Below are 19,298 nucleotides of genomic sequence, written 5' to 3' on the forward strand. Positions count from 1 at the left end.
CAACTATGCGTTTTAATCCGATTGTAACCGGACTGCTGGCGGCCACGCTGCTGAGCGCGCCGCTGGTGCAGGCGAAAGAGCTGAAATCGATAGGGGTGACCGTAGGCGATCTCGCCAACCCGTTCTTTGTGCAGATCACCAAAGGTGCCGAGCTGAAAGCCCGCGAGCTGGCGGGCGACAAGGTCAACGTGACGCTGGTCTCCAGCGGCTACGATCTCGGTCAGCAGGTGGGGCAGATTGATAATTTCATCGCCGCCAAAGTGGATATGATCATTCTTAACGCCGCCGACTCTAAAGGCATTGCGCCGGCGGTGAAGCGGGCGCGTGACGCCGGCATTGTTGTGGTGGCGGTGGACGTGGCCGCCGATGGTGCTAACGCGACGATTACCTCGGATAACACCCAGGCAGGTGCCATGGCGTGCAAATATATCTCTGACCGCCTGAACGCGAAGGGCAACGTCGTGATCATTAACGGGCCGCCGGTTTCGGCGGTGCAGAACCGCGTCGAAGGCTGTATGAATGAGCTGAAAACGCACCCCGATATTAAGCTGCTCTCCTACAACCAGAACGCCAAAGGCAGCCGTGAAGGCGGGCTGGAGGTGATGACCGGCCTGCTTTCGGCTAATCCGAAGATCGACGCCGTATTTGCCATCAATGACCCGACCGCAATCGGCGCCGATCTGGCGGCAAAACAGGCGCAGCGCAGCGAATTCTTTATTGTAGGCGTTGATGGTTCGCCGGACGGGGAAGAGGCGCTGAAGCGCAAAGGCTCGCTGTTTGTGGCGACCCCGGCGCAGGATCCGCAGGTGATGGCGGAGAAAGCGGTAGAAATTGGTTACAACATACTGCAGGGTAAACCTGCCCCTGACAAACCGGTGCTGATTCCGGTGACGATGATCGATCGCAACAACGTGAGCAGCTACAAAGGCTGGACAGTGAAATAACGCGCCGGATATTCCGGCGGTAATCCCTCTCCCGCAGGCGGGAGAGGGCTGCGGCGGCAACACGTTTGTCTGCCGCCGCGCCATCCATTTACCCCTCACGTGACGGGAGCACTTCATGGCACTGATATCTCTGGCGCAGGGGCTGGCCCATGCGCAGCAGCACGGCTACGCGCTGGGCGCATTCAACGTCCTCGACACCCACTTTCTGCGCGCGCTGTTCCAGGCGGCAGAGCAGCAGCGCTCACCCTTTATCATCAATCTCGCCGAGGTGCATTTTAAGTATGTCAGCCTCGATCACCTGGTTGCGGCGATTCGCTGTGAGGCGGCGCGGCACGCGATTCCGGTGGTACTCAATCTCGATCACGGTCTGCATTTTGAGGCGGTGGTACAGGCGGTACGCCTCGGCTTTACCTCGGTAATGTTTGACGGCTCCGGGCTGACCTATGACGAGAATGTGCGTCAGACGCAGGAAGTCGTCAGACTCTGTCATGCGGTGGGCGTTTCGGTCGAAGCGGAGCTGGGCGCGGTGGGCGGCGACGAAGGCGGAGCGCTGACCGGTGAAGCGGACAGCGCAAAGTTTACCGATCCGGCGCGGGCGGCTGACTTTGTAAAGAGCACCGGCATCGACTGCCTGGCGGTGGCGATTGGCAACGCGCACGGTAAATATAAAGGCGAACCCCGCCTCGACTTCGACCGGCTGGCGGCGATCCGCAGCGCAGCAGGTATTCCGCTGGTGCTGCACGGCGGCTCGGGGATTAGCGACGCCGACTTTCGCCGCGCTATTACGCTTGGCATTCATAAAATCAACTTCTATACCGGCATGTCTCAGGCGGCGCTGGACGCAATCGAAACGCAGATCGGCCAGCGCGACGCCCGCTATGACAGTTTTGCTGAGCTGCTTATGGCGGTGGAGCGCAATATCAGCAGCGTGGTCGCGCAGCAGATGCAGATCTTCGGCAGCAGCGGACGCGCCTGAGATGACGGCGCGCAGCGGCATTCTGGCCGCCGGTACCCTGCTGGTCGATCATGTACAGCGCATTACGCACTGGCCGGAGCAGGGCTGGCTGACCGAAATTGTGGCGCGCGAGCGCTGCAGCGGCGGCGCGGTGCCGAATGTGATCCTGACGCTGGCACGCATGCAGTCAGGTTTACCGCTGGCGGGTGCCGGTATCACGGGCGAGGATGCGGACGGTGACTATCTGCTGCAGCGGCTGCGTGAGGAGGGCGTGGAGTGCCACGGCGTGACGCGCACCCGTGCGGCGGCCACCGCCATGACGCAGGTGATGACCACGCCGGATGGTCAGCGCACCTTTTTCCACGCGCGCGGCGCCAGCGCGCTGCTTGATGTGGCGCATTTCCGCGAGCTTGCAACCCCGCACCGCATTTTTCATCTCGGCTATCTGCTGCTGCTCGACCAGCTTGACCAGCCTGACGCGCAGTTCGGCACGCGCAGCGCGCGGCTGCTGGCACAGATGCAGCAGCGCGGCTATCTGACCTCGCTCGATCTGGTCTCCCGCGCCGGCGATCACCGCGCCCTGGTGCTGCCGGCGCTGCGCTGGCTCGACTATCTGATCATCAATGAACTGGAAGCGTCAGCGCTGACCGGCATCCCGCTGCGGCACGGCACCGGGCTGGCACCGCCGGAGGCGTTTGCCGCTGCGGGCGTCTGGCTTCTGCAGCAGGGCGTGCGTCAGCGCGTGGTGATCCACGCACCGGAAGGCGCATGGGGGGCAGAAAGGGGCGGAGAGGCGTGCTGGCAGCCGGCATGGCAGCTTGATGCCAGCGATATTGTCGGCAGCGTGGGGGCCGGGGACGCTTTCTGCGCCGGCGTGCTGTACGCCAGCCACGAGGGCTATACGCTGTCAGCCACCCTGCAGCTGGCGCACACCTGCGCCTGCTTTAACCTGCGCGCGGCGAATGCGCTGGATGGTATCCGGCCGTTACCGGAAATGCAGCGCTGGATGGATCAGGCGATCTGCGACACGCGCGCCGCCGGACGCACTACGTCGGCTGAAAACACATAGCCGAGGCCGCGAATGGTGCGGATAAGGTTTGGCTGATGCGGGTTCGCTTCGATTTTACGCCGCAGCCGCATGATCAGCACGTCGATAGTGCGGTCAAAGACATCCAGCGTTTCGCTGTGCGTCAGCTCCAGCAACTGGTCGCGCGTTAACACTTTGCGGGCATGGGCAACCAGCGCACGCAGCAGCGTATATTCTCCCTGCGTCAGCGGCACGCTTTCACGCTGCGGATTCAGCAGCTGGCAGCGCATCTCATCCAGCTGCCAGCCGTTGAACTGCCAGCCTGCAGGGGGTACGCTCTCCGGTTCCCCGTGCCTGCCGCTGCGGCGCAGCGCGGCGCGCGCTCTGGCCACCACCACACGCGGATTGAACGGCTTAGCGATATAGTCATCGGCACCCATTTCGAGGCCAACCACCATCTCGGCCTCCGATCCCATACCAGTCAGCATGATCACCAGCACGCCCGGATGTTCTCGCTGGATCTGCTGCAGAACCAGCAGCCCGTTAGTATCCGGCAGCATCATATCGAGCATCACCAGCGAAATGTCCGGGTGCAGCGTCAGCAGCGCCTGGACATCGCGCCCGAGGTGGCAGCGATAGACGGCAGAAACATGCTCACTTAAGACATCGTGCAGCAGTTCGCAGATGGCACGATCATCGTCAACGATCAGTATCGCGGGCTTCATGGCGCGGCCTCGTTATCATGCAGAGAGTAGAGGCACTATAACCTGCTGTTTTTGACCTGCTGAATCGTGCAGCAGAAACGTGAGCGATATCGCCAGGCAGAACGCGAAAGCGTGCGGCACCGCAAAATTATTGCGCACAATGTGGCATGAAGGAAAACGATTGCGCAGCAGCGGGGCAATGCACCATAATCGCGCTTCTTTCTGGTTCAGACTTTTCTTAACCGGATGCGTATCTGAAAACGTAAACGATTGCGCAGAGGATGGCACAGCAATTGCTATCAGGACAGGGGAAAGCGGAGGGGGCAACCTTACGTCCGGCAGACTCGCTTTCAGCAAAAAACAATCAGCTGTTAACCACGTTGGCCAGTGAGAACGCGCAGCCGCTGCGTCTCCGTTCATGAGAGAGAATGATGTTAGAGAAACTGTTTAAGCTTAAGGCGCACAACACCACCGTGCGCACGGAGATCGTGGCGGGGATCACCACCTTCCTCGCAATGGCCTATATCCTGTTTGTTAACCCCGCGATTCTGGGCGCGACCGGCATGGATAAAGGAGCGGTGTTCGTGGCGACCTGTCTCGCGGCAGCAATCGGCTCGATTCTGATGGGACTGATTGCTAACTATCCGATTGCGCTGGCCCCCGGCATGGGGCTGAACGCGTTTTTCACTTACACCGTTGTGCTGCATATGGGTTACACCTGGCAGATTGCGCTGGGCGCAGTGTTTCTTTCGGCAGTGATCTTCTTTGCCCTCTCCATCTTTAAAATTCGTGAGTGGATTATCGCCAGCATCCCGCTGCCGCTGCGGGCCGGCATTGCCGCCGGTATCGGTCTGTTTCTGGCGCTGATCGCGCTGGAAGGTGCCGGCATTGTGGTGGATAACCCGGCGACGCTGGTCGGGCTGGGCGATCTGACCAAACCGGGGCCGCTGCTGGCGCTGCTCGGCTTTTTTATCATCGTGGTGCTGGAAGCGCGCCGCGTGACCGGCGCGGTGCTGATCGGTATTCTGGTGGTGACCTTTATCTCTATGGGCATCGGCCTGACGCCGTTTGGCGGCGTCTTCTCCGCACCGCCTTCGATTGCGCCTACCTTTATGCAGCTCGACATCGCCGGCGCCTTCAATGTGGGGCTGGTAAGCGTAATTTTTGCCTTTCTGTTTGTTGATGTGTTTGATAACACGGGCACGCTGCTGGGCGTGACGAAACGCGCAGGCCTGGCGGATGAGCAGGGCAACGTGCCAAAAATGGGACGCGCACTGATCGCTGACAGCGCGGCGGCGCTGTTTGGCTCACTGCTCGGCACTTCAACCACCACCAGCTATGTGGAATCCGCGGCTGGCGTCAGCGCCGGCGGACGCACCGGTCTGACGGCGGTTGTGGTAGCCGTGCTGTTTCTGCTGAGCCTGTTCTTCTCACCGCTGGCGGGCAGCGTGCCGGTCTGGGCCACTGCCCCGGCGCTGCTGTTTGTCGCCGTACTGATGGCGTCCGGCCTGGCGGAAATTGACTGGAAAGATGTGACGACGGCAGCACCGGTAACGGTAACGGCGCTGACCATGCCGCTGACCTACTCCATTGCCAACGGCATCGCCTTTGGTTTCATCACCTGGACCGTCGTTAAGCTGCTGAGCGGTCGTAGCAGGGAGGTCAATAGCGCACTGGTGATCCTCTCACTGCTGTTTGTCATCAAGCTGGGCTGGCTCAGCGCCTGATTAAAAAAGGGAAGCCCGCCCGGGCTTCCCTGCTGATGGACGCAGGCTGGTGCGTTACCGGAACGGCGGCTCGTTGAACGTGCGCAGCTTGCGGGAATGCAGCTTATCGCCCTCGGCGCGCAGCAGCTCTACCGCACAAATGCCAATCTGCAGATGTTCAGAAATGGCCCCCTCGTAAAAGCGGTTCGCCTGACCCGGCAGCTTGATCTCACCGTGCAGCGGTTTATCAGAAACGCACAGCAGCGTGCCGTAAGGCACGCGAAAGCGGTAGCCCTGCGCCGCGATAGTCGCACTCTCCATATCCACCGCCACGGCGCGGCTCAGGTTAAAACGCAGCGCGGAAGCGGCGTAGCGCAGCTCCCAGTTGCGATCGTCAGTGGTGACCACCGTACCGGTACGCAGCCGCTGTTTAACCTCTTCACCCGGCATGCCGCTCACTGACTTGGTCGCATCGTAGAGCGCACGCTGCACTTCGGCGATGCTGGGTACCGGAATATCCGGCGGCAGCACGCTGTCGAGCACATGGTCATCACGCAGGTAGGCGTGGGCCAGCACATAGTCGCCGATATTCTGACTTTCGCGCAGGCCGCCGCAGTGGCCAATCATCAGCCAGGCGTGCGGACGCGTTACTGCCAGATGATCGCAGATAGTTTTGGCATTGGAAGGGCCTACGCCAATGTTGACCAGCGTAATTCCGCGCCGGTTGGGGGAGGTAAGATGCCAGGCGGGCATCTGGTGCTTTTTCCACGCCAGATCGGACATCATCGCGGCGGGATCGGCCGTTTCCGCCGTGATGACTACGTCGCCGGCGCAGGCGAGACTGTCATAGGGCGTGGCAGGATCCTGCACCTGTTCTATCGCCCAGCGCACAAACTCATCGACGTACCGGGTGTAGTTGGTGAATAGCACGAAAGGCTGGAAGTGTTCCACAGCCGTACCGGTGTAGTGCCGCAGGCGCGCCAGCGAGAAGTCGGTACGCAGTGCGTCAAAATGGGAGAGCGGGAAGCGGGCATCGGCGTTGAACAGGCCATCTGCGGTCTCATCGCCAATCTGCGACAGCTCGGTGGTCGGGAAATGGCGGGCAATACTGGCGCTCATCGAGCGGTCAAGCGACAGATCCGAACCGTCAATCACGTAAGGGTAGGGGATCTCCTGCTGCGACGGCCCTACTTCAATCAGCACGTCATACTCTTTCTCAATCATCTGCAGCTGCTCGCTGAGATAGTGGCGCAGCAGCGCAGGGCGGGTAATCGTCGTGCTGTAGCGGCCGGTATGGGTAAAGCGGCCCCAGGCACGGGTGCGGTTCTGCTGCGGACCCTCTCCCTGCCAGGTCAGGCGCAGCTCCGGATAGACAAACAGCCCCTGCTGCCGCTGCTCTGCGTCGGGCAGCGTACCCTGTTCAGTGAAGTCGCGGATAGCGTTGCGCAGCGCCTCAACCGCTGCATCGTAGCAGCGCTCCAGTTCATCCAGTGCCTGATGGGCAGTCAATCCGTTCCGTTGTGTTTGCATAGATTCTCCTTCAGGAAAATGGATCAGGTTGAGCAGAGCATAGCGGATAAACCGGCTGATATAATTAAGAATCTGTGACGCTATGCCAGCGTAATTATTGCGTACGGAAATTAACGTGGCTGCGCAAAGCGGGCAGAAATAAAAAGTTTGTAATAATGATTAAATGGCTGCCGCAAAGACTTTGCATAATCGCTGGCCGCCTATCATCATTACCTCTCCTCTCTCATCCAAAGTGATTTGGTACTCTCTTGCAAAATCCCGGTGTGGCAGTAATGCGGGCGGTTCGCAACACGGCGTGGTATCCCCGGCGCCGGACTTACCGCACGCTGTTGTGGCGTGAGATCGCGCCGCTGGCGATCCCTATCTTTATCGAAAACCTCTGCGTCATGCTGATGGGCGTGCTGAGCACGTTTCTGGTCAGCTGGCTGGGCAAAGAGGCGATGGCGGGTGTCGGGCTGGCAGACAGCTTCAACATGGTGATCATCTCCTTTTTTGCGGCTATCGATCTCGGCACCACGGTGGTGGTGGCGTTTAGCCTGGCGCGCCGCAACGGGAAACGCGCCCGCGCGGCCACCCGGCAGTCGCTGGGGCTGATGACCGTGCTGGCGCTGGTGCTGGCGCTGGCGATTGAGTTCTGGGGACACCTGATCATTGACGTCATCGCCGGCAGCGCAGACCCGCAGGTCAAACAGCTGGCGCTGAGTTATCTGCAGACCTCCGCCTGGAGTTATCCGGCGGCGGCCATTGCGCTGATTGGCAGCGGTGCGCTGCGCGGCGCGGGTAACACCAAAATTCCGATGCTGATCAACGGTGGCATGAATATCCTGAACATCATGATCAGCAGCGTGCTGATTTATGGCGCGCTGGGCTGGGAAGGAATGGGGTTCATCGGGGCGGGCCTCGGGCTGACAATTTCACGCTACATCGGTGCGCTGGCGGTGCTCTATGCGCTCTGGCGCGGTATCAGCCCGGCGCTGAAGCTCACGCTCAGCAGCTACTTCCGCCGCTGGGATCGCGCCATCCTGATGGAAGTGCTGGGGATCGGCGTGCCGGCCAGTATTGAGTCCGTGCTGTTTAACGGCGGTAAGCTGCTGACGCAGATCTTTGTCGCCGGTATGGGCACCAATGAAATCGCCGGTAACTTTATCGCGTTCTCTATTGCCACGCTGATCAACCTGCCGGGCAACGCGCTGGGTTCTGCCTCCACCATCATTACCGGCAAACGGCTTGGCCGGAATCAGGTGATGCAGGCGGAGCGTCAAATCAGGCATGTGTTCTGGCTGGCGATGATCGGGCTCTGTACGCTGGCGCTGATCACCGTTCCGCTGGCGGGTACGCTGGCGCGCTTCTATACCCGCGATCCGGCGGTAATTGAGGTCACAAAACATCTGATCTGGCTCAACGCCGCCTTTATGCCGATCTGGACCGCCTCCTGGGTGCTGCCCGCCGGACTGAAAGGGGCCCGCGACGCACGCTACACGATGTTTGTCTCGATGTTCAGTATGTGGGGCGCGCGCGTGGTAGCGGGCTATCTGCTGGGCATTGAACTTGGCATGGGGGTGGTCGGCGTGTGGCTCGGTATGTTCCTTGACTGGACGGTGCGCGGTCTCTGCTTCTGGTGGCGACTCAGCAGCGGCAAATGGCTAAGCAACTACCGGCGCATGCTGGCGAAAGCAGGTGGCTCAGCACCATAGCTCGCGTAATGGCGTCTGCGGCGGGAAGTGGTGGGCACACTGCGCCTGCAGCAGCTCGGCACAGCCCAGTGCGTCCGTCAGCGCGTTATGTGCCGGGTAGTGCGGCAGATGGTAACGCGCCCGGCTCTCCGGCAGGCACAGCGAGGGGCGGGCGCTGCCGCGCCACAGTTTTCGCAGCCGGCTGACCGGTGCGTGCTGACAAAGCAGCCCTTCCAGCGCCAGCGTGTCGATACAGGGAAAAATAATGCCTTCTCCGATGCGCCGCTGCAGCGCCGCGTTCAGAAAATGCTGCTCGATGCCGCGATGGTGAACCACCATCACGCGGCCCGCCATCATGGTCAGCAGCTTCAGCAGCCGTTCACTCAGATCGGGTGCGTGCGCCACCGTCGCGTGGGTGATGCCGTGAATGACCACTGATTCATGGCGCAGATCGGCACGCGGGTTGAGGATCCAGTGCTCGCTTTCGCTAAGCCGGATACGCGTCAGGCTGAGGGGAATAAGGCCGATACTGACAATATCGTCGCGCCGGGTATTCAGCCCGGTGGTTTCAAAGTCCATTGCCAGCAGCGGCACCTCGCTGATGGGCGTCGCCGCATCCGGTACGCCAGCCCGGTAGTAGTGCTGCAGCGCCGGATGGCGTGCTGTCTCTGCCTGCTGCGCCAGCAGCGCGGGCCAGTCCGGCGCGAACCCTGCGCGCGGTGCCGGTGCCGGCGCAGATCGCAGCAGCTGTTTACTGATATGCAGCATAGTTACCTCACACTTTCCGGCCTGGCTGATAACGGTATTTCAGGAATTTCTGCGCGTTGCTCAGGATCTGAAAGGCATCCTTAAGGTTTTTGCGCTCGAACTCAGAGAGATTGAGCGGCTCAATGCGGTTATCCGGCTCCTGACCGTTCTCCACGTCCTGCGCCTGATGCCGGATACGTACCATCGAGATAAATTCCAGTGCGTCACGCAGATCCTGACCGCGCCCGTGCGGCAGCAGATCGGTTTGCATAATATCCTGCAGCCGGTCAAACGAGTTGCGAGCGGCTGAACCGGCCGCCAGCGCATGCACGCGGATCAGATCGGCCAGCGGGGCAGTGCCGCGACGTTTCATATCGATGGACTGCGTGTGCTGACCCGAAGGCTCCATCACAAAATTTTTAAAGAAACCCAGCGGCGGTTTGCGCAGCAGCGCGTTGCGCGCCATACAGGCGAGAAAGCGCGAGTTGTGCCGGACCTTATGCGTGATGCGTTTATTCAGCTGCTCACCCCACTCCAGCTGACCCCAGACGGCATCAAGATCGAAGAAAATTGCGCTGTCCAGCAGCGTCTGCGGGGAAGGGGTGTCAATCCATTCATCAAAGTATCCTTCCCAGACGGCCAGCGGCTGACGCCAGCGCCCGTTGGTGGCCATGATATTGCCGCTGCAGTAGTGATAGCCGCAGGCCGCCAGGCCATCGCAGACGCGGCGCGCCAGCGCCATGAAATAGGCTTCATGCCGGAAGGCGTCATACCGGTTGTCGAGGATCAGCGCGTTATCCTGGTCGGTTACAAGCAGCTGCTCCTGACGTGCCATCGATCCCAGCGTAATAAAACAGTAGGGCACCGGCGGCGGGCCCAGTTCAGCTTCAGCCAGCGCCAGCAGCCGCTGCGTGAAGCTGCGCCCGATAACCGCCATGGCGCGGCCCGTCATCTGCGAATTGGCGTCTTCGCGCACGATGCGGCTAAAACAGGCGCGTACCTCATTTTTCAGCGCGCTCAGCTCACTGATGCTGTTGCAGTGAAAAATACGGCTGACAAGAAACAGGCTGTTTTGCGACTCATAGCGGATGATATCTGACTGAGAGATCACCCCGACCGGCTGACCCTGCTTCAGCACCGGCAGATGATGTATGTTGTGCTGCATCATGATCAGCATCGCTTCAAATACCAGCTGATGATGAGCGACGTGCGTCAGCTGCCCGGTCATGATCGTTCCGACCGGCGTATTGAAGTTCAGCCCGCGGGCAATGACCCGATCGCGCAAATCTTTATCCGTCACGATGCCCGCCAGTCGCTGCGGGGTTTCCCCGTCAGCATCCGGGGTCACAATCAGCAGTGACGACACCCCTTCTTTACTCATTTTTTGCGCCGCTTCACACACCGTGGCGCGGCTGTCGATGGTCACCGGTAGCCGGCTAATCAGCGCTTCAATGCGTGACGTCATCAGGCCGCTCGCCTCTTCGGTTCGCGCAACGGTTTGCCGCAGGCGGGTGCGATCTTCCACCTCGACCAGATCGGCAAACTCTTCGTATTTGCTGAATAGCTCATTAAAAATCGGGGCGGGAATAAGATAGGTCAGCGTATCTTCCAGCGCGGTAACCGGAAAGCGCACGCTGTTCTCACGCAATAAACCGAACTCACCAAAATAGCCGCCGGCGCTCAGTCGGTTATACAGGTCGCCGTTGCGGCGATAAATCTCTACCGCGCCGCTGCGGATGATATACCAGGCGTCGACCTGCTGGCCAAAGGTGAGGATCGGCGTACCGGCTTTGTAATAGCTCACTTCAAGGGTGGCTGCAATGCGCGCCAGTGCCGCCAGCGGCAGAGTGTTAAACGGCGGGTAGCGCTGAATAAAGTCGATGATTTCCTGATGTCCGGCCTGCATAGCGATCTCCCTTCCTGCACCTGCAGCGGCGGATAGCCTGGCTGGCTATCCGCCTGCGTGCGTGCTATTGATTGCGCACAGCGGGGGCCGGGCGCGTCGGGCGTGGCTCAGAGAGCAATCCCTTTACAACGGCGACCGATGCGACCAGCAGCACCAGTGCAAAAGGCAATCCGGTGGAGACCACCATTGCCTGCAGGGCATCCAGCCCGCCGCCGAGGATCAGTACGATGGCGACCAGCGCTTCAAACACGCACCAGAATACGCGTTGCGCAGTCGGGGATTCAATTTTACCGCCGGAGGCGATGATATCGATCACCAGCGTGCCGGAGTCAGCTGAGGTGACAAAGAACACCACCACCAGAATGATGGCGACCACGCAGGTGATTTTTGCCAGCGGTAGCGTGTCGAGCATGGTAAAGAGCTGCAGCGGCAGAATGGCATCAGCAATACTCTGATACCCTTCGGTAAAATATTGATGGATCGTGGTGCCACCCAGCACCGTCATCCACAGCACGCACGCCAGCGACGGCACCAGCAGCACCGAGATAATAAACTCCCGCACGGTGCGGCCGCGTGAGATACGCGCGATAAACATGCCGACAAACGGCGACCAGGAGATCCACCACGCCCAGTAGAAGGAGGTCCAGCCGGCAGCAAAGCTGCTGTCGGGGCGGGAGACCGGATTGGAGAGCGCGGGCAGGAACTCAATGTAGGAGACGAGATTAGAGAAAAAGCCGCTGAACAGCAGCATGGTCGGGCCGACCACGATAATAAACAGCAGCAGCAGGCCGGCGAGGATCATGTTCGCTTCCGATAAGCGCCGTACCCCCGTATCCAGTCCGGCGACCACGGAAAAGGTGGCGATAGCGGTGATGACAATCACCAGTACAATCTGCGTGGTCTGTCCCAGCGGCACATCAAACAGAAAATTGAGTCCGGACGCCGCCTGCGAAGCACCCAGCCCCAGGGAGGTGGCGAGGCCAAACAGCGTGGCCAGCACGGCAAGAATGTCGATCAGATGACCAGGCCAGCCCCATACGGCATCACCCAGCAGCGGATAAAAGAGTGACCGGATAGTCAGCGGCAGGCCTTTGTTAAAGGTGAAGAGTGCCAGCCCCAGGGCGAGAACGGCGTAGATCGCCCACGGATGCAGTGCCCAGTGGAAAATGGTAGCCGCCATAGCCAGCCGGGTAGCCTCTTCCGCTGAGCCACCCGCACCGCCCAGCGGCGCCCAGTCGGTACGCACGCCGTTTTCAGTCACCGTGCCGCCTATCGCGCTGGAGAAATGCGACAGCGGCTCAGAGACGCCGTAAAACATCAGGCCGATACCCATGCCGGCGGCAAACAGCATCGAGAACCAGGTGACGTAGTTGTAATCGGGACGGGCGAGGGTGCCGCCGAGCCGCACCTTGCCCAGCGGTGAGAAAACCAGTCCCAGACAGATGATGACAAAAATATTGCCTGCGCCAATGAAAAACCAGTCGAGTTTAGTGGTAAGCCAGCTCAGCATGCCTTTGAACAGCGGGGCCACATCACTCTGAAACGCCAGCGTTAATATAACGAATAGAATTACGGCGATGCCGGATATCGCAAATACCCGGTTGTGAATATCCAGACCAAAGGGTCCGACATTCACGATAATATTATCCTGGCCTACCTGATAGTCAGTATCATAGGGCGATACTTCGCCATCAGGCGTCATCGGATCTCTGGAATCCGCCATAGTGATTTCCTCGCGACTTACGTGTTGTTGTTAAAAACCTGCCGCTGATGTCAGGACAGGTTCTGTTTTATTTAACGCTGAAGGTCGTGATCAATCCCTGATTACCCTGTTTTCCGAAAAAAGATAAAAACGTGCAGCCTGCTGGTGCATTCACTGCACTTTTTATTGGCGATTGCACCGGTTAACTGAAAACCACCGTGCGCTTGCCGCTTAAAAACACACGTTTTTCAACGTGATAACGTACTGCATTAAATAGCGTGACGCGTTCAATATCCTGGCCGCGACTGATCAGGTCATCGGGATAAAGCGCGTGATCGACACTCTGAATACCCTGCGTAATAATGGGTCCCTCATCCAGGTCATTATTAACGTAGTGCGCTGTGGCACCGACCATTTTGACGCCTTTTTCCCACGCCTGATGGTAGGGGCGTGCGCCTTTAAATCCCGGCAGCAGTGAGTGATGAATATTAATGGCTTTACCGTCGAGCTTTTCACACATCAGCGGCGAAAGAACCTGCATATAGCGTGCCAGTACCACCAGGTCGATATTATATTGATCCAGCAGAGCAAGAATTTGAGCTTCCTGTTCTGCGCGATTCGCATTATTTACCGGCAGATGGTACCAGGGAATGCCGTGCCATTCAGCCAGTGAGCAGAGATCGGGGTGGTTAGAAATAATCAGGGGCACATCAATAGATAATTGTCCGGTGCGATGCCGGAATAACAGGTCATTCAGACAGTGATCAAATTTAGAGACCAGAATGGCCACGCGCTCACGATGCTGCGGCGGGGTAAGCTGCCATTGCATTTCAAACGGGGCTACACGCGGAGTGAAATTATCACGGAATATATCGGTACTGAATTGCGCAGCGGGTGAAAAAGCAACGCGAATAAAAAAGTGGTGGCTGACGCGGTCATCGAACGAATGGATTTCATTAATATAGTGACCCGATTCCGCCATAAACCGGGTCACGACATCCACCGTGCCTAATTTACTCGGGCAGCTGGCGGTAAAAATCCATGAATCGGGCAGCACGCTCATGGGCGACTCCTGATAATAAGAGAAAGGCGTGCCGGCGGGCAGTTAGCCGCGCCGGCACGGCCGGATATTACGTGGTGATCTTCAGGCCATATTCCCGGCTGGCATCCCGTAGCCAGAGCCAGATGTACTCTGCAAAACTGCGGCGGATCACCAGCTCCCAGCTTTCCGGACCGGTGCGGCGGATCAGCGCGCTGCTCTTCGCAAACACCGACCCGGCAACTTTGCCGACCGGAAACTGTGACGGATGCAGATCAAGCACCGTACTTTTCTTCAGCACATCCACAGCATGTTTACCGGAGAGCGCCAGAATGGTCTGGCCGCCGCTGACGTTCACCACCGAACAGTGGCCGTCGATTTCAGCGCGCAGCGCTTTCTCTACCGGGAACAGCTGATCCATTGGCAGCACCACCAGCCACTCATCGGGACTGAGCCAGCGCACGGAGATATCGCCATCTTCGGCAGAGGTCAGCGGCGCGACAGGCAGCGGGACACCTAATACCGTCAGGCAGCCCTGCATAAAGCTCACATTGTTTTGCGAACCGCGCAGTACCAGATGCCCGTACAGCGCCAGCTCGCGCAGTTCAACGCCTGCCTGCTGAGACTGACTGGCGGTGACGGGACCGCGATCGGCGTGATGCAGCGGCGACTCGGCGCGCACCTGCGGCGCGACCTGGTTCATGACCGCGACCTGTCTGACGGTCCCTGCGGGTTTGGTTTCAGGTAAGAGGGTTTCAGACATGTTGACGTTCTCCTTTCGGATCGATAAAGACCGGGCTGCAGATTTCCGCTTCAACCACACGGCCATCTGCCAGCGGATAAAACACGGTTTCGCCCATACGTTGCAGCCCGCCTTTGATAAAGCCCATTGCGATACTGCGGTTCAGATTGGCGCTCCAGTAGCTGGAGCTGACGTGGCCCAGCAGATCCATCGGCACCGGCTGCTGCGGATTGGCTACCGCCTGCGCACCTTCCGGCAGCACCACCAGCGGGTCACGCGTTTTCAGGCCCACCAGTTGTTTACGCTGCTCGCGCACACAGTCTTCCCGCGCCATACCGCGCTTGCCGATATAGCTAAACGGTTTTGAATCGGCGACGCACCAGCCCATATTGAGATCGTGCGGCGTGACGGATCCATCCGTATCCTGACCGGCAATAATGAAACCTTTCTCCGCACGCAGAATGTGCATGGTCTCCGTGCCGTACGGCGTCAGATCGTATTTCGCCCCGTGCTCAAACAGCTTCTCCCAGACCGCAAGCCCGTAGTTTGCCTGCACGTTGATCTCAAACGACAGTTCACCGGTAAATGAGATGCGGAAGATACGCGCCGGTACGCCGGCAACCGTGCCTTCCTGCCAGTCCATGAACTTAAAGGTCTCTTTATCCAGAGAGACATCGCTGCAGAGTTCCGCCAGCAGGTTGCGGCTCTCCGGACCGGAAATGGTCATGGTTGCCCAGTGATCGGTCACGCTGGTGAAGAACACTTCCAGCTCCGGCCATTCAGTCTGATGGTAGAGCTCCAGCCACTCCATAACGTGCGCCGCGCCGCCGGTCGTGGTGGTCATCAGAAAATGGTTCTCCGCGAGGCAGGAGGTCACACCGTCGTCAAACACCATGCCGGTTTCACCGCACATCAGGCCGTAGCGGCACTTGCCCACGCCGAGCTTAGCCCAGGCGTTGGTATAGACGCGGCTGATAAACTCGCGCGCATCTTTACCCTGAATATCAATTTTGCCGAGGGTGGACGCGTCAAGGATACCGACGCCGCTGCGCACTGCGCGGCATTCGCGATCCAGCGACTGCTGCATGGTTTCCCCCGGACGCGGGTAGTACCACGGACGTTTCCACTGGCCGACATCCTCAAACTTCGCACCCTGCTGTACGTGCCACTTATGCATGGCGGTAAAGCGTTTAGGATCAAACAGCTCGCCGCAGTTACGCCCCGCGATAGCGCCAAAAGCGATCGGCGTATAGTTCGGACGAAACACCGTGGTGCCGGTCTCGGGAATGGTTTTGCCCATCACTTTGGCGGCAATCGCCATGCCGTTGATGTTGCCGAGCTTTCCCTGATCGGTACCAAACCCCATCGCCGTATAGCGCTTGATGTGCTCAATCGCCTCAAACCCTTCACGCGTTGCCAGCGCAATGCCGGCCGCCGTCACATCGTTCTGGAAATCAACAAACTGTTTAGGCGCCCGGCTGATTGGTTTGGTGTGCGGAATATGAAACAGCGCGGCGGGCGTATGCTCAATCCACTTTTTCACCTCAGGCAGCGCGACCTCAACCGGCGTCAGCCCAAGTTTCAGCACGGCGTCCTGACCCGCTTTGATCCCCTCCTGCAGCACATTGTCGAGCGCGTAGCGGCCGTTGATACCACCCGCCGTCAGCTGCTGCTGCGTGGTGGGGCCAGGCAGGAAGCCAATGACGTCGCTGTTCCAGACCGGACGGCTGCCGGTATGTCCGGCGAGGTGGATCACCGGGCTCCAGCCACCGGAGCTGGCCACGGTATCGCAGGAGAGGGTAAAGGGCTTGCCGGTAAGGGCATCGCCTTTCTTATCGATAGCGGCAATGGTGACGCCGCTGACGCGCTTTTTACCCTGTACGTCGATCACCGCGCTGCCGTTGATCACCCGAATACCGCGGCGGCGCACGGCGGCGGCCAGCTCACCTTTAGTGGCGGCGCGCGTATCGACCACGGCCACAACCTCACGACCGGCATCGGCCCAGTCCAGCGCAGTCTGATAGGCACTGTCGTTGGTGGTCATCAGCACCAGCTGATTGCCGGGCACCACGCCATAGCGATTGATATAGACGGAGATAGCCGAGGCGATCATGCAGCCGGGCACATCGTTGTGGCTGAAGACCAGCGGGCGCTCCTGCGCGCCGGTGGCAAGCACTACCCAGTGCGCCCGCACGCGGTGCATGCGCTGACGTACCTGTCCGGCTGCCGCGCGGTCGCCGTGGTAATCTGTGCGGTTCTCATTAATGGTTAAGAAGTTATGATCGTGATAGCCGTTCACCGTCGCGCGCATCAGCAGCGTCACTTCCGGCATGGTGGCCAGTTCTGCCACCACCTCTGCAACCCAGTCGGCGGCCGGCTTGCCCTCGATCAGTTCGCGGCTGGCGAGCAGGTGTCCGCCCGGTTCGCTCTGCTCATCCGCCAGGATCACGCGCGCACCGCTGCGGCCGGCGGTCAGCGCCGCCATCAGGCCCGCCGGACCGGCGCCCACGATCATCACATCGCAGTGCTGATTCATGGCGTCATAAATATCCGGGTCTTTCTCCTGCGGCGCGCGTCCCAGCCCTGCGGCCTTACGGATAAATTTCTCGTAAGTCGGCCACATTGACTGCGGATACATAAAGGTTTTGTAGTAAAAGCCGGGCGGCATCACTTTGCCGCCGAGGTTACCCACCAGCCCCATCAGGTCAGATTCCACATTGGGCCAGCCGTTGGTGGCCGAGCAGACCAGGCCCTCATAGAGCGTCTGCTGCGTGGCGCGCACGTTGGGTACCTGAGTCGCTTCCGTTGCACCCAGCTGCAGTACGGCATTCGGCTCTTCCGCGCCCGCGGCAACGATGCCGCGCGGGCGGCTGTATTTAAAACTGCGTCCGACAATATCAATGCCGTTGGCCAGCAGGGCAGACGCGACGGTATCGCCTTCATAGCCCTGATACTGGCGGCCGTTCCAGGTAAAGTTCAGCGGGGTGGAACGATTGATTCTGCCGCCGGACGGCAGGCGATTTTTCTGGCTCATGCTCTGCGCTCCTTACCCTTGCTCGCCGGCTTCAGGCTGTTCATCGAGTGTATAAACACGTTTGATTTCATACGTCTGTGTGTCACGCGTCAGGTTAAAAAATTTACGGCAGCCGGCGCTATGTACCCAGAGTTCGTTATGCATACCGCGCGGATTTTTGCGGAAATAGAGAAAGGTTCCCCACTCCTCGTCGCTGCAGGCATCCGGATTAGCGGGCCGGGCGATATGCGCCTGACCGCGCGGATGAAACTCTTCTTCTTCGCGATACTCACCACAGTGAGGACAGTAAATGTGCAGCATGCTAAAAGTCCTTAGTGGGCCACGCCCGCAGCGCCATGTTCATCAACCAGGGCCCCGGTGTAAAAACGGGACATTGCAAAAGGTTCAGCGATTGGATGCGGCGTGCCGTGCGCCAGCTGGTGAGCAAACAGGTTGCCGGAGCCGGGCGTGCCTTTAAAACCACCGGTGCCCCAGCCGCAGTTGAAAAACAGGTTGCGTACCGGGGTTGCTGAAAGAATGGGGCTGGCGTCAGGGCAGGTATCGACAATGCCGCCCCACTGACGGTTCATGCGTACGCGGCTGGTGCAGGGGAAGAGCTCAACAATCGCCTGGATCGTATGCTCAATCACGCTGTACGATCCGCGCTGACCATAACCGACCCAGCCGTCAATGCCGGCACCAATCACCAGGTCGCCTTTATCAGACTGGCTCATATAGCCGTGTACATGGTTGGACATCACAACCGTATCCAGGAAAGGTTTAATCGGCTCTGAAACCAGCGCCTGCAGCGGATGCGACTCAACCGGCAGTTCAAAGCCCGCCATTTTTGCCATCACGCCGGAGTTGCCGGCGGTCACGCAGCCCACGCGGTCGGCTTTGATTACGCCATGGTTGCGGGTTTTCACGCCGGTGATCTTGCCGTCGCTGATCTCCATATCGATCACTTCACAGTTCTGGATCAGATCCACACCCAGACTGTCGGCTGCGCGGGCATACCCCCAGGCCACCGCATCATGACGGGCGTTGCCGCCGCGCCGCTGTACTGAAGCGCCCAGCACCGGATAACGCGCATCTTTACTGCAGTCGAGCGCCGGGATCTCACGCTGCAGCTGGTCGCCATAGACCATTTCGTTGTCGACGCCCTGCAGGCGGTTGGCGTTAGCCAGCCGCTCATTGGTGCGCAGATCCTGCAGCGTATGGCAGGTGTGATAGACACCACGCTGCGAAAACATCTGGTTGTAGTTCAGCTCCTGCGACAGTCCTTCCCAGAGTTTCATGGAGTGCTCATAGAGCGCGGCTGATTCATCCCACAGGTAGTTAGAGCGGACAATGGTGGTGTTGCGGCAGATGTTGCCACCGCCGAGGTGGCCCTTTTCCAGCACCGCCACGTTGGTGATGCCGTGCTCCTTTGCCAGATAGTAAGCGGTGGCCAGGCCGTGGCCACCGCCGCCGATAATAATGACGTCATAGCGTTTCTGCGGTGTCGGGTTGCGCCAGACCTTCTGCCAGTTCTCGTGATAGCTCAGACTGTGTTTGAGCAGGCCAAATCCTGAATAGCGTTGCATAGTTATCTACTCCCGTAACGATAC

15 protein-coding genes are annotated in these 19,298 nt (G+C 59.5%); 5 read left to right on the top strand and 10 right to left on the bottom strand.

Translation table 11 applies throughout. The features are described from left to right. Positions 1-5: 5 nt before the first annotated feature. From SB719_RS01345 to SB719_RS01355, 3 genes are all read left to right on the top strand, one after another. The gene (locus SB719_RS01345; protein ID WP_065648973.1) at positions 6-944 is read left to right on the top strand and encodes an ABC transporter substrate-binding protein; all 939 of its coding nucleotides are present in this window, start codon (positions 6-8) and stop codon (positions 942-944) included. A 115-nt stretch (positions 945-1,059) separates the two neighbouring features. Then, positions 1,060-1,920 carry a ketose 1,6-bisphosphate aldolase gene (locus SB719_RS01350; RefSeq protein WP_304235711.1) on the top strand — a complete coding sequence of 287 codons (861 nt, stop codon included), beginning with the start codon at positions 1,060-1,062 and terminating at the stop codon, positions 1,918-1,920. Between the two features lies 1 nt (position 1,921). Then, entirely contained in the window at positions 1,922-2,968 is a 1,047-nt protein-coding gene (locus SB719_RS01355) for a carbohydrate kinase family protein (protein WP_304235708.1), read from the top strand. On the opposite strand, the gene SB719_RS01360 is transcribed toward SB719_RS01355, so the two are convergent. Then, complete coding sequence (locus SB719_RS01360) at positions 2,911-3,651, bottom strand: response regulator transcription factor (RefSeq protein WP_314689674.1); 741 nt, start codon at positions 3,649-3,651, stop codon at positions 2,911-2,913. The two genes, SB719_RS01355 and SB719_RS01360, sit on opposite strands and share 58 nt — an antisense overlap. A gap of 407 nt (positions 3,652-4,058) precedes the next feature. Between SB719_RS01360 and SB719_RS01365 the strand changes: the two genes are divergently transcribed. Next, entirely contained in the window at positions 4,059-5,357 is a 1,299-nt protein-coding gene (locus tag SB719_RS01365) for an NCS2 family permease (protein ID WP_292970741.1), read from the top strand. Between the two features lie 54 nt (positions 5,358-5,411). On the opposite strand, the gene SB719_RS01370 is transcribed toward SB719_RS01365, so the two are convergent. Then, positions 5,412-6,866 (bottom strand): AMP nucleosidase, encoded by a 1,455-nt coding sequence (locus SB719_RS01370; RefSeq protein WP_065648978.1) that lies wholly within the window; start codon positions 6,864-6,866, stop codon positions 5,412-5,414. A 272-nt stretch (positions 6,867-7,138) separates the two neighbouring features. Between SB719_RS01370 and SB719_RS01375 the strand changes: the two genes are divergently transcribed. After that, positions 7,139-8,560: an EmmdR/YeeO family multidrug/toxin efflux MATE transporter gene (locus SB719_RS01375; protein ID WP_293004566.1), complete on the top strand. Its 1,422-nt coding sequence runs from the start codon at positions 7,139-7,141 to the stop codon at positions 8,558-8,560. Here SB719_RS01375 and SB719_RS01380 read toward each other — a convergent pair. From SB719_RS01380 to SB719_RS01415, 8 genes are all read right to left on the bottom strand, one after another. Beyond that, positions 8,549-9,307 carry a 3'-5' exonuclease gene (locus SB719_RS01380; protein WP_304235701.1) on the bottom strand — a complete coding sequence of 253 codons (759 nt, stop codon included), beginning with the start codon at positions 9,305-9,307 and terminating at the stop codon, positions 8,549-8,551. The genes SB719_RS01375 and SB719_RS01380 overlap by 12 nt on opposite strands. A gap of 7 nt (positions 9,308-9,314) precedes the next feature. Beyond that, positions 9,315-11,192 carry a DUF294 nucleotidyltransferase-like domain-containing protein gene (locus tag SB719_RS01385; RefSeq protein ID WP_304235699.1) on the bottom strand — a complete coding sequence of 626 codons (1,878 nt, stop codon included), beginning with the start codon at positions 11,190-11,192 and terminating at the stop codon, positions 9,315-9,317. A gap of 64 nt (positions 11,193-11,256) precedes the next feature. Further along, positions 11,257-12,915: a BCCT family transporter gene (locus SB719_RS01390; RefSeq protein WP_304235698.1), complete on the bottom strand. Its 1,659-nt coding sequence runs from the start codon at positions 12,913-12,915 to the stop codon at positions 11,257-11,259. 181 nt (positions 12,916-13,096) lie between these two features. Next, complete coding sequence (gene purU / locus SB719_RS01395; protein ID WP_065648982.1) at positions 13,097-13,957, bottom strand: formyltetrahydrofolate deformylase; 861 nt, start codon at positions 13,955-13,957, stop codon at positions 13,097-13,099. 67 nt (positions 13,958-14,024) lie between these two features. Further along, positions 14,025-14,696 carry a sarcosine oxidase subunit gamma gene (locus SB719_RS01400; protein WP_304235695.1) on the bottom strand — a complete coding sequence of 224 codons (672 nt, stop codon included), beginning with the start codon at positions 14,694-14,696 and terminating at the stop codon, positions 14,025-14,027. Then, complete coding sequence (locus SB719_RS01405; protein ID WP_292970762.1) at positions 14,689-17,709, bottom strand: sarcosine oxidase subunit alpha; 3,021 nt, start codon at positions 17,707-17,709, stop codon at positions 14,689-14,691. The genes SB719_RS01400 and SB719_RS01405 overlap by 8 nt, the downstream gene beginning before the upstream one ends. Positions 17,710-17,721: 12 nt before the next feature. Continuing rightward, the gene (locus SB719_RS01410) at positions 17,722-18,009 is read right to left on the bottom strand and encodes a sarcosine oxidase subunit delta (protein WP_065648985.1); all 288 of its coding nucleotides are present in this window, start codon (positions 18,007-18,009) and stop codon (positions 17,722-17,724) included. Between the two features lie 11 nt (positions 18,010-18,020). Next, on the bottom strand, positions 18,021-19,274 hold the full coding sequence (locus tag SB719_RS01415) for a sarcosine oxidase subunit beta family protein (protein WP_065648986.1): 1,254 nt from the start codon (positions 19,272-19,274) through the stop codon (positions 18,021-18,023). Positions 19,275-19,298 lie beyond the last annotated feature (24 nt).

Source organism: Pantoea sp. SIMBA_079, assembly GCF_046940275.1.
In the GTDB taxonomy this organism is placed as follows: Bacteria; Pseudomonadota; Gammaproteobacteria; order Enterobacterales; family Enterobacteriaceae; genus Pantoea; species Pantoea borealis.

Bases quoted from the DNA above. Each gene is read 5' to 3' on its own strand.
- SB719_RS01345 (WP_065648973.1), top strand. From the start codon at position 6: ATGCGTTTTAATCCGATTGTAACCGGACTGCTGGCGGCCACGCTGCTG.
- SB719_RS01350 (WP_304235711.1), top strand. From the start codon at position 1,060: ATGGCACTGATATCTCTGGCGCAGGGGCTGGCCCATGCGCAGCAGCAC.
- SB719_RS01355 (WP_304235708.1), top strand. From the start codon at position 1,922: ATGACGGCGCGCAGCGGCATTCTGGCCGCCGGTACCCTGCTGGTCGAT.
- SB719_RS01360 (WP_314689674.1), bottom strand. From the start codon at position 3,651: ATGAAGCCCGCGATACTGATCGTTGACGATGATCGTGCCATCTGCGAA.
- SB719_RS01365 (WP_292970741.1), top strand. From the start codon at position 4,059: ATGATGTTAGAGAAACTGTTTAAGCTTAAGGCGCACAACACCACCGTG.
- SB719_RS01370 (WP_065648978.1), bottom strand. From the start codon at position 6,866: ATGCAAACACAACGGAACGGATTGACTGCCCATCAGGCACTGGATGAA.
- SB719_RS01375 (WP_293004566.1), top strand. From the start codon at position 7,139: ATGCGGGCGGTTCGCAACACGGCGTGGTATCCCCGGCGCCGGACTTAC.
- SB719_RS01380 (WP_304235701.1), bottom strand. From the start codon at position 9,307: ATGCTGCATATCAGTAAACAGCTGCTGCGATCTGCGCCGGCACCGGCA.
- SB719_RS01385 (WP_304235699.1), bottom strand. From the start codon at position 11,192: ATGCAGGCCGGACATCAGGAAATCATCGACTTTATTCAGCGCTACCCG.
- SB719_RS01390 (WP_304235698.1), bottom strand. From the start codon at position 12,915: ATGGCGGATTCCAGAGATCCGATGACGCCTGATGGCGAAGTATCGCCC.
- purU (WP_065648982.1), bottom strand. From the start codon at position 13,957: ATGAGCGTGCTGCCCGATTCATGGATTTTTACCGCCAGCTGCCCGAGT.
- SB719_RS01400 (WP_304235695.1), bottom strand. From the start codon at position 14,696: ATGTCTGAAACCCTCTTACCTGAAACCAAACCCGCAGGGACCGTCAGA.
- SB719_RS01405 (WP_292970762.1), bottom strand. From the start codon at position 17,709: ATGAGCCAGAAAAATCGCCTGCCGTCCGGCGGCAGAATCAATCGTTCC.
- SB719_RS01410 (WP_065648985.1), bottom strand. From the start codon at position 18,009: ATGCTGCACATTTACTGTCCTCACTGTGGTGAGTATCGCGAAGAAGAA.
- SB719_RS01415 (WP_065648986.1), bottom strand. From the start codon at position 19,274: ATGCAACGCTATTCAGGATTTGGCCTGCTCAAACACAGTCTGAGCTAT.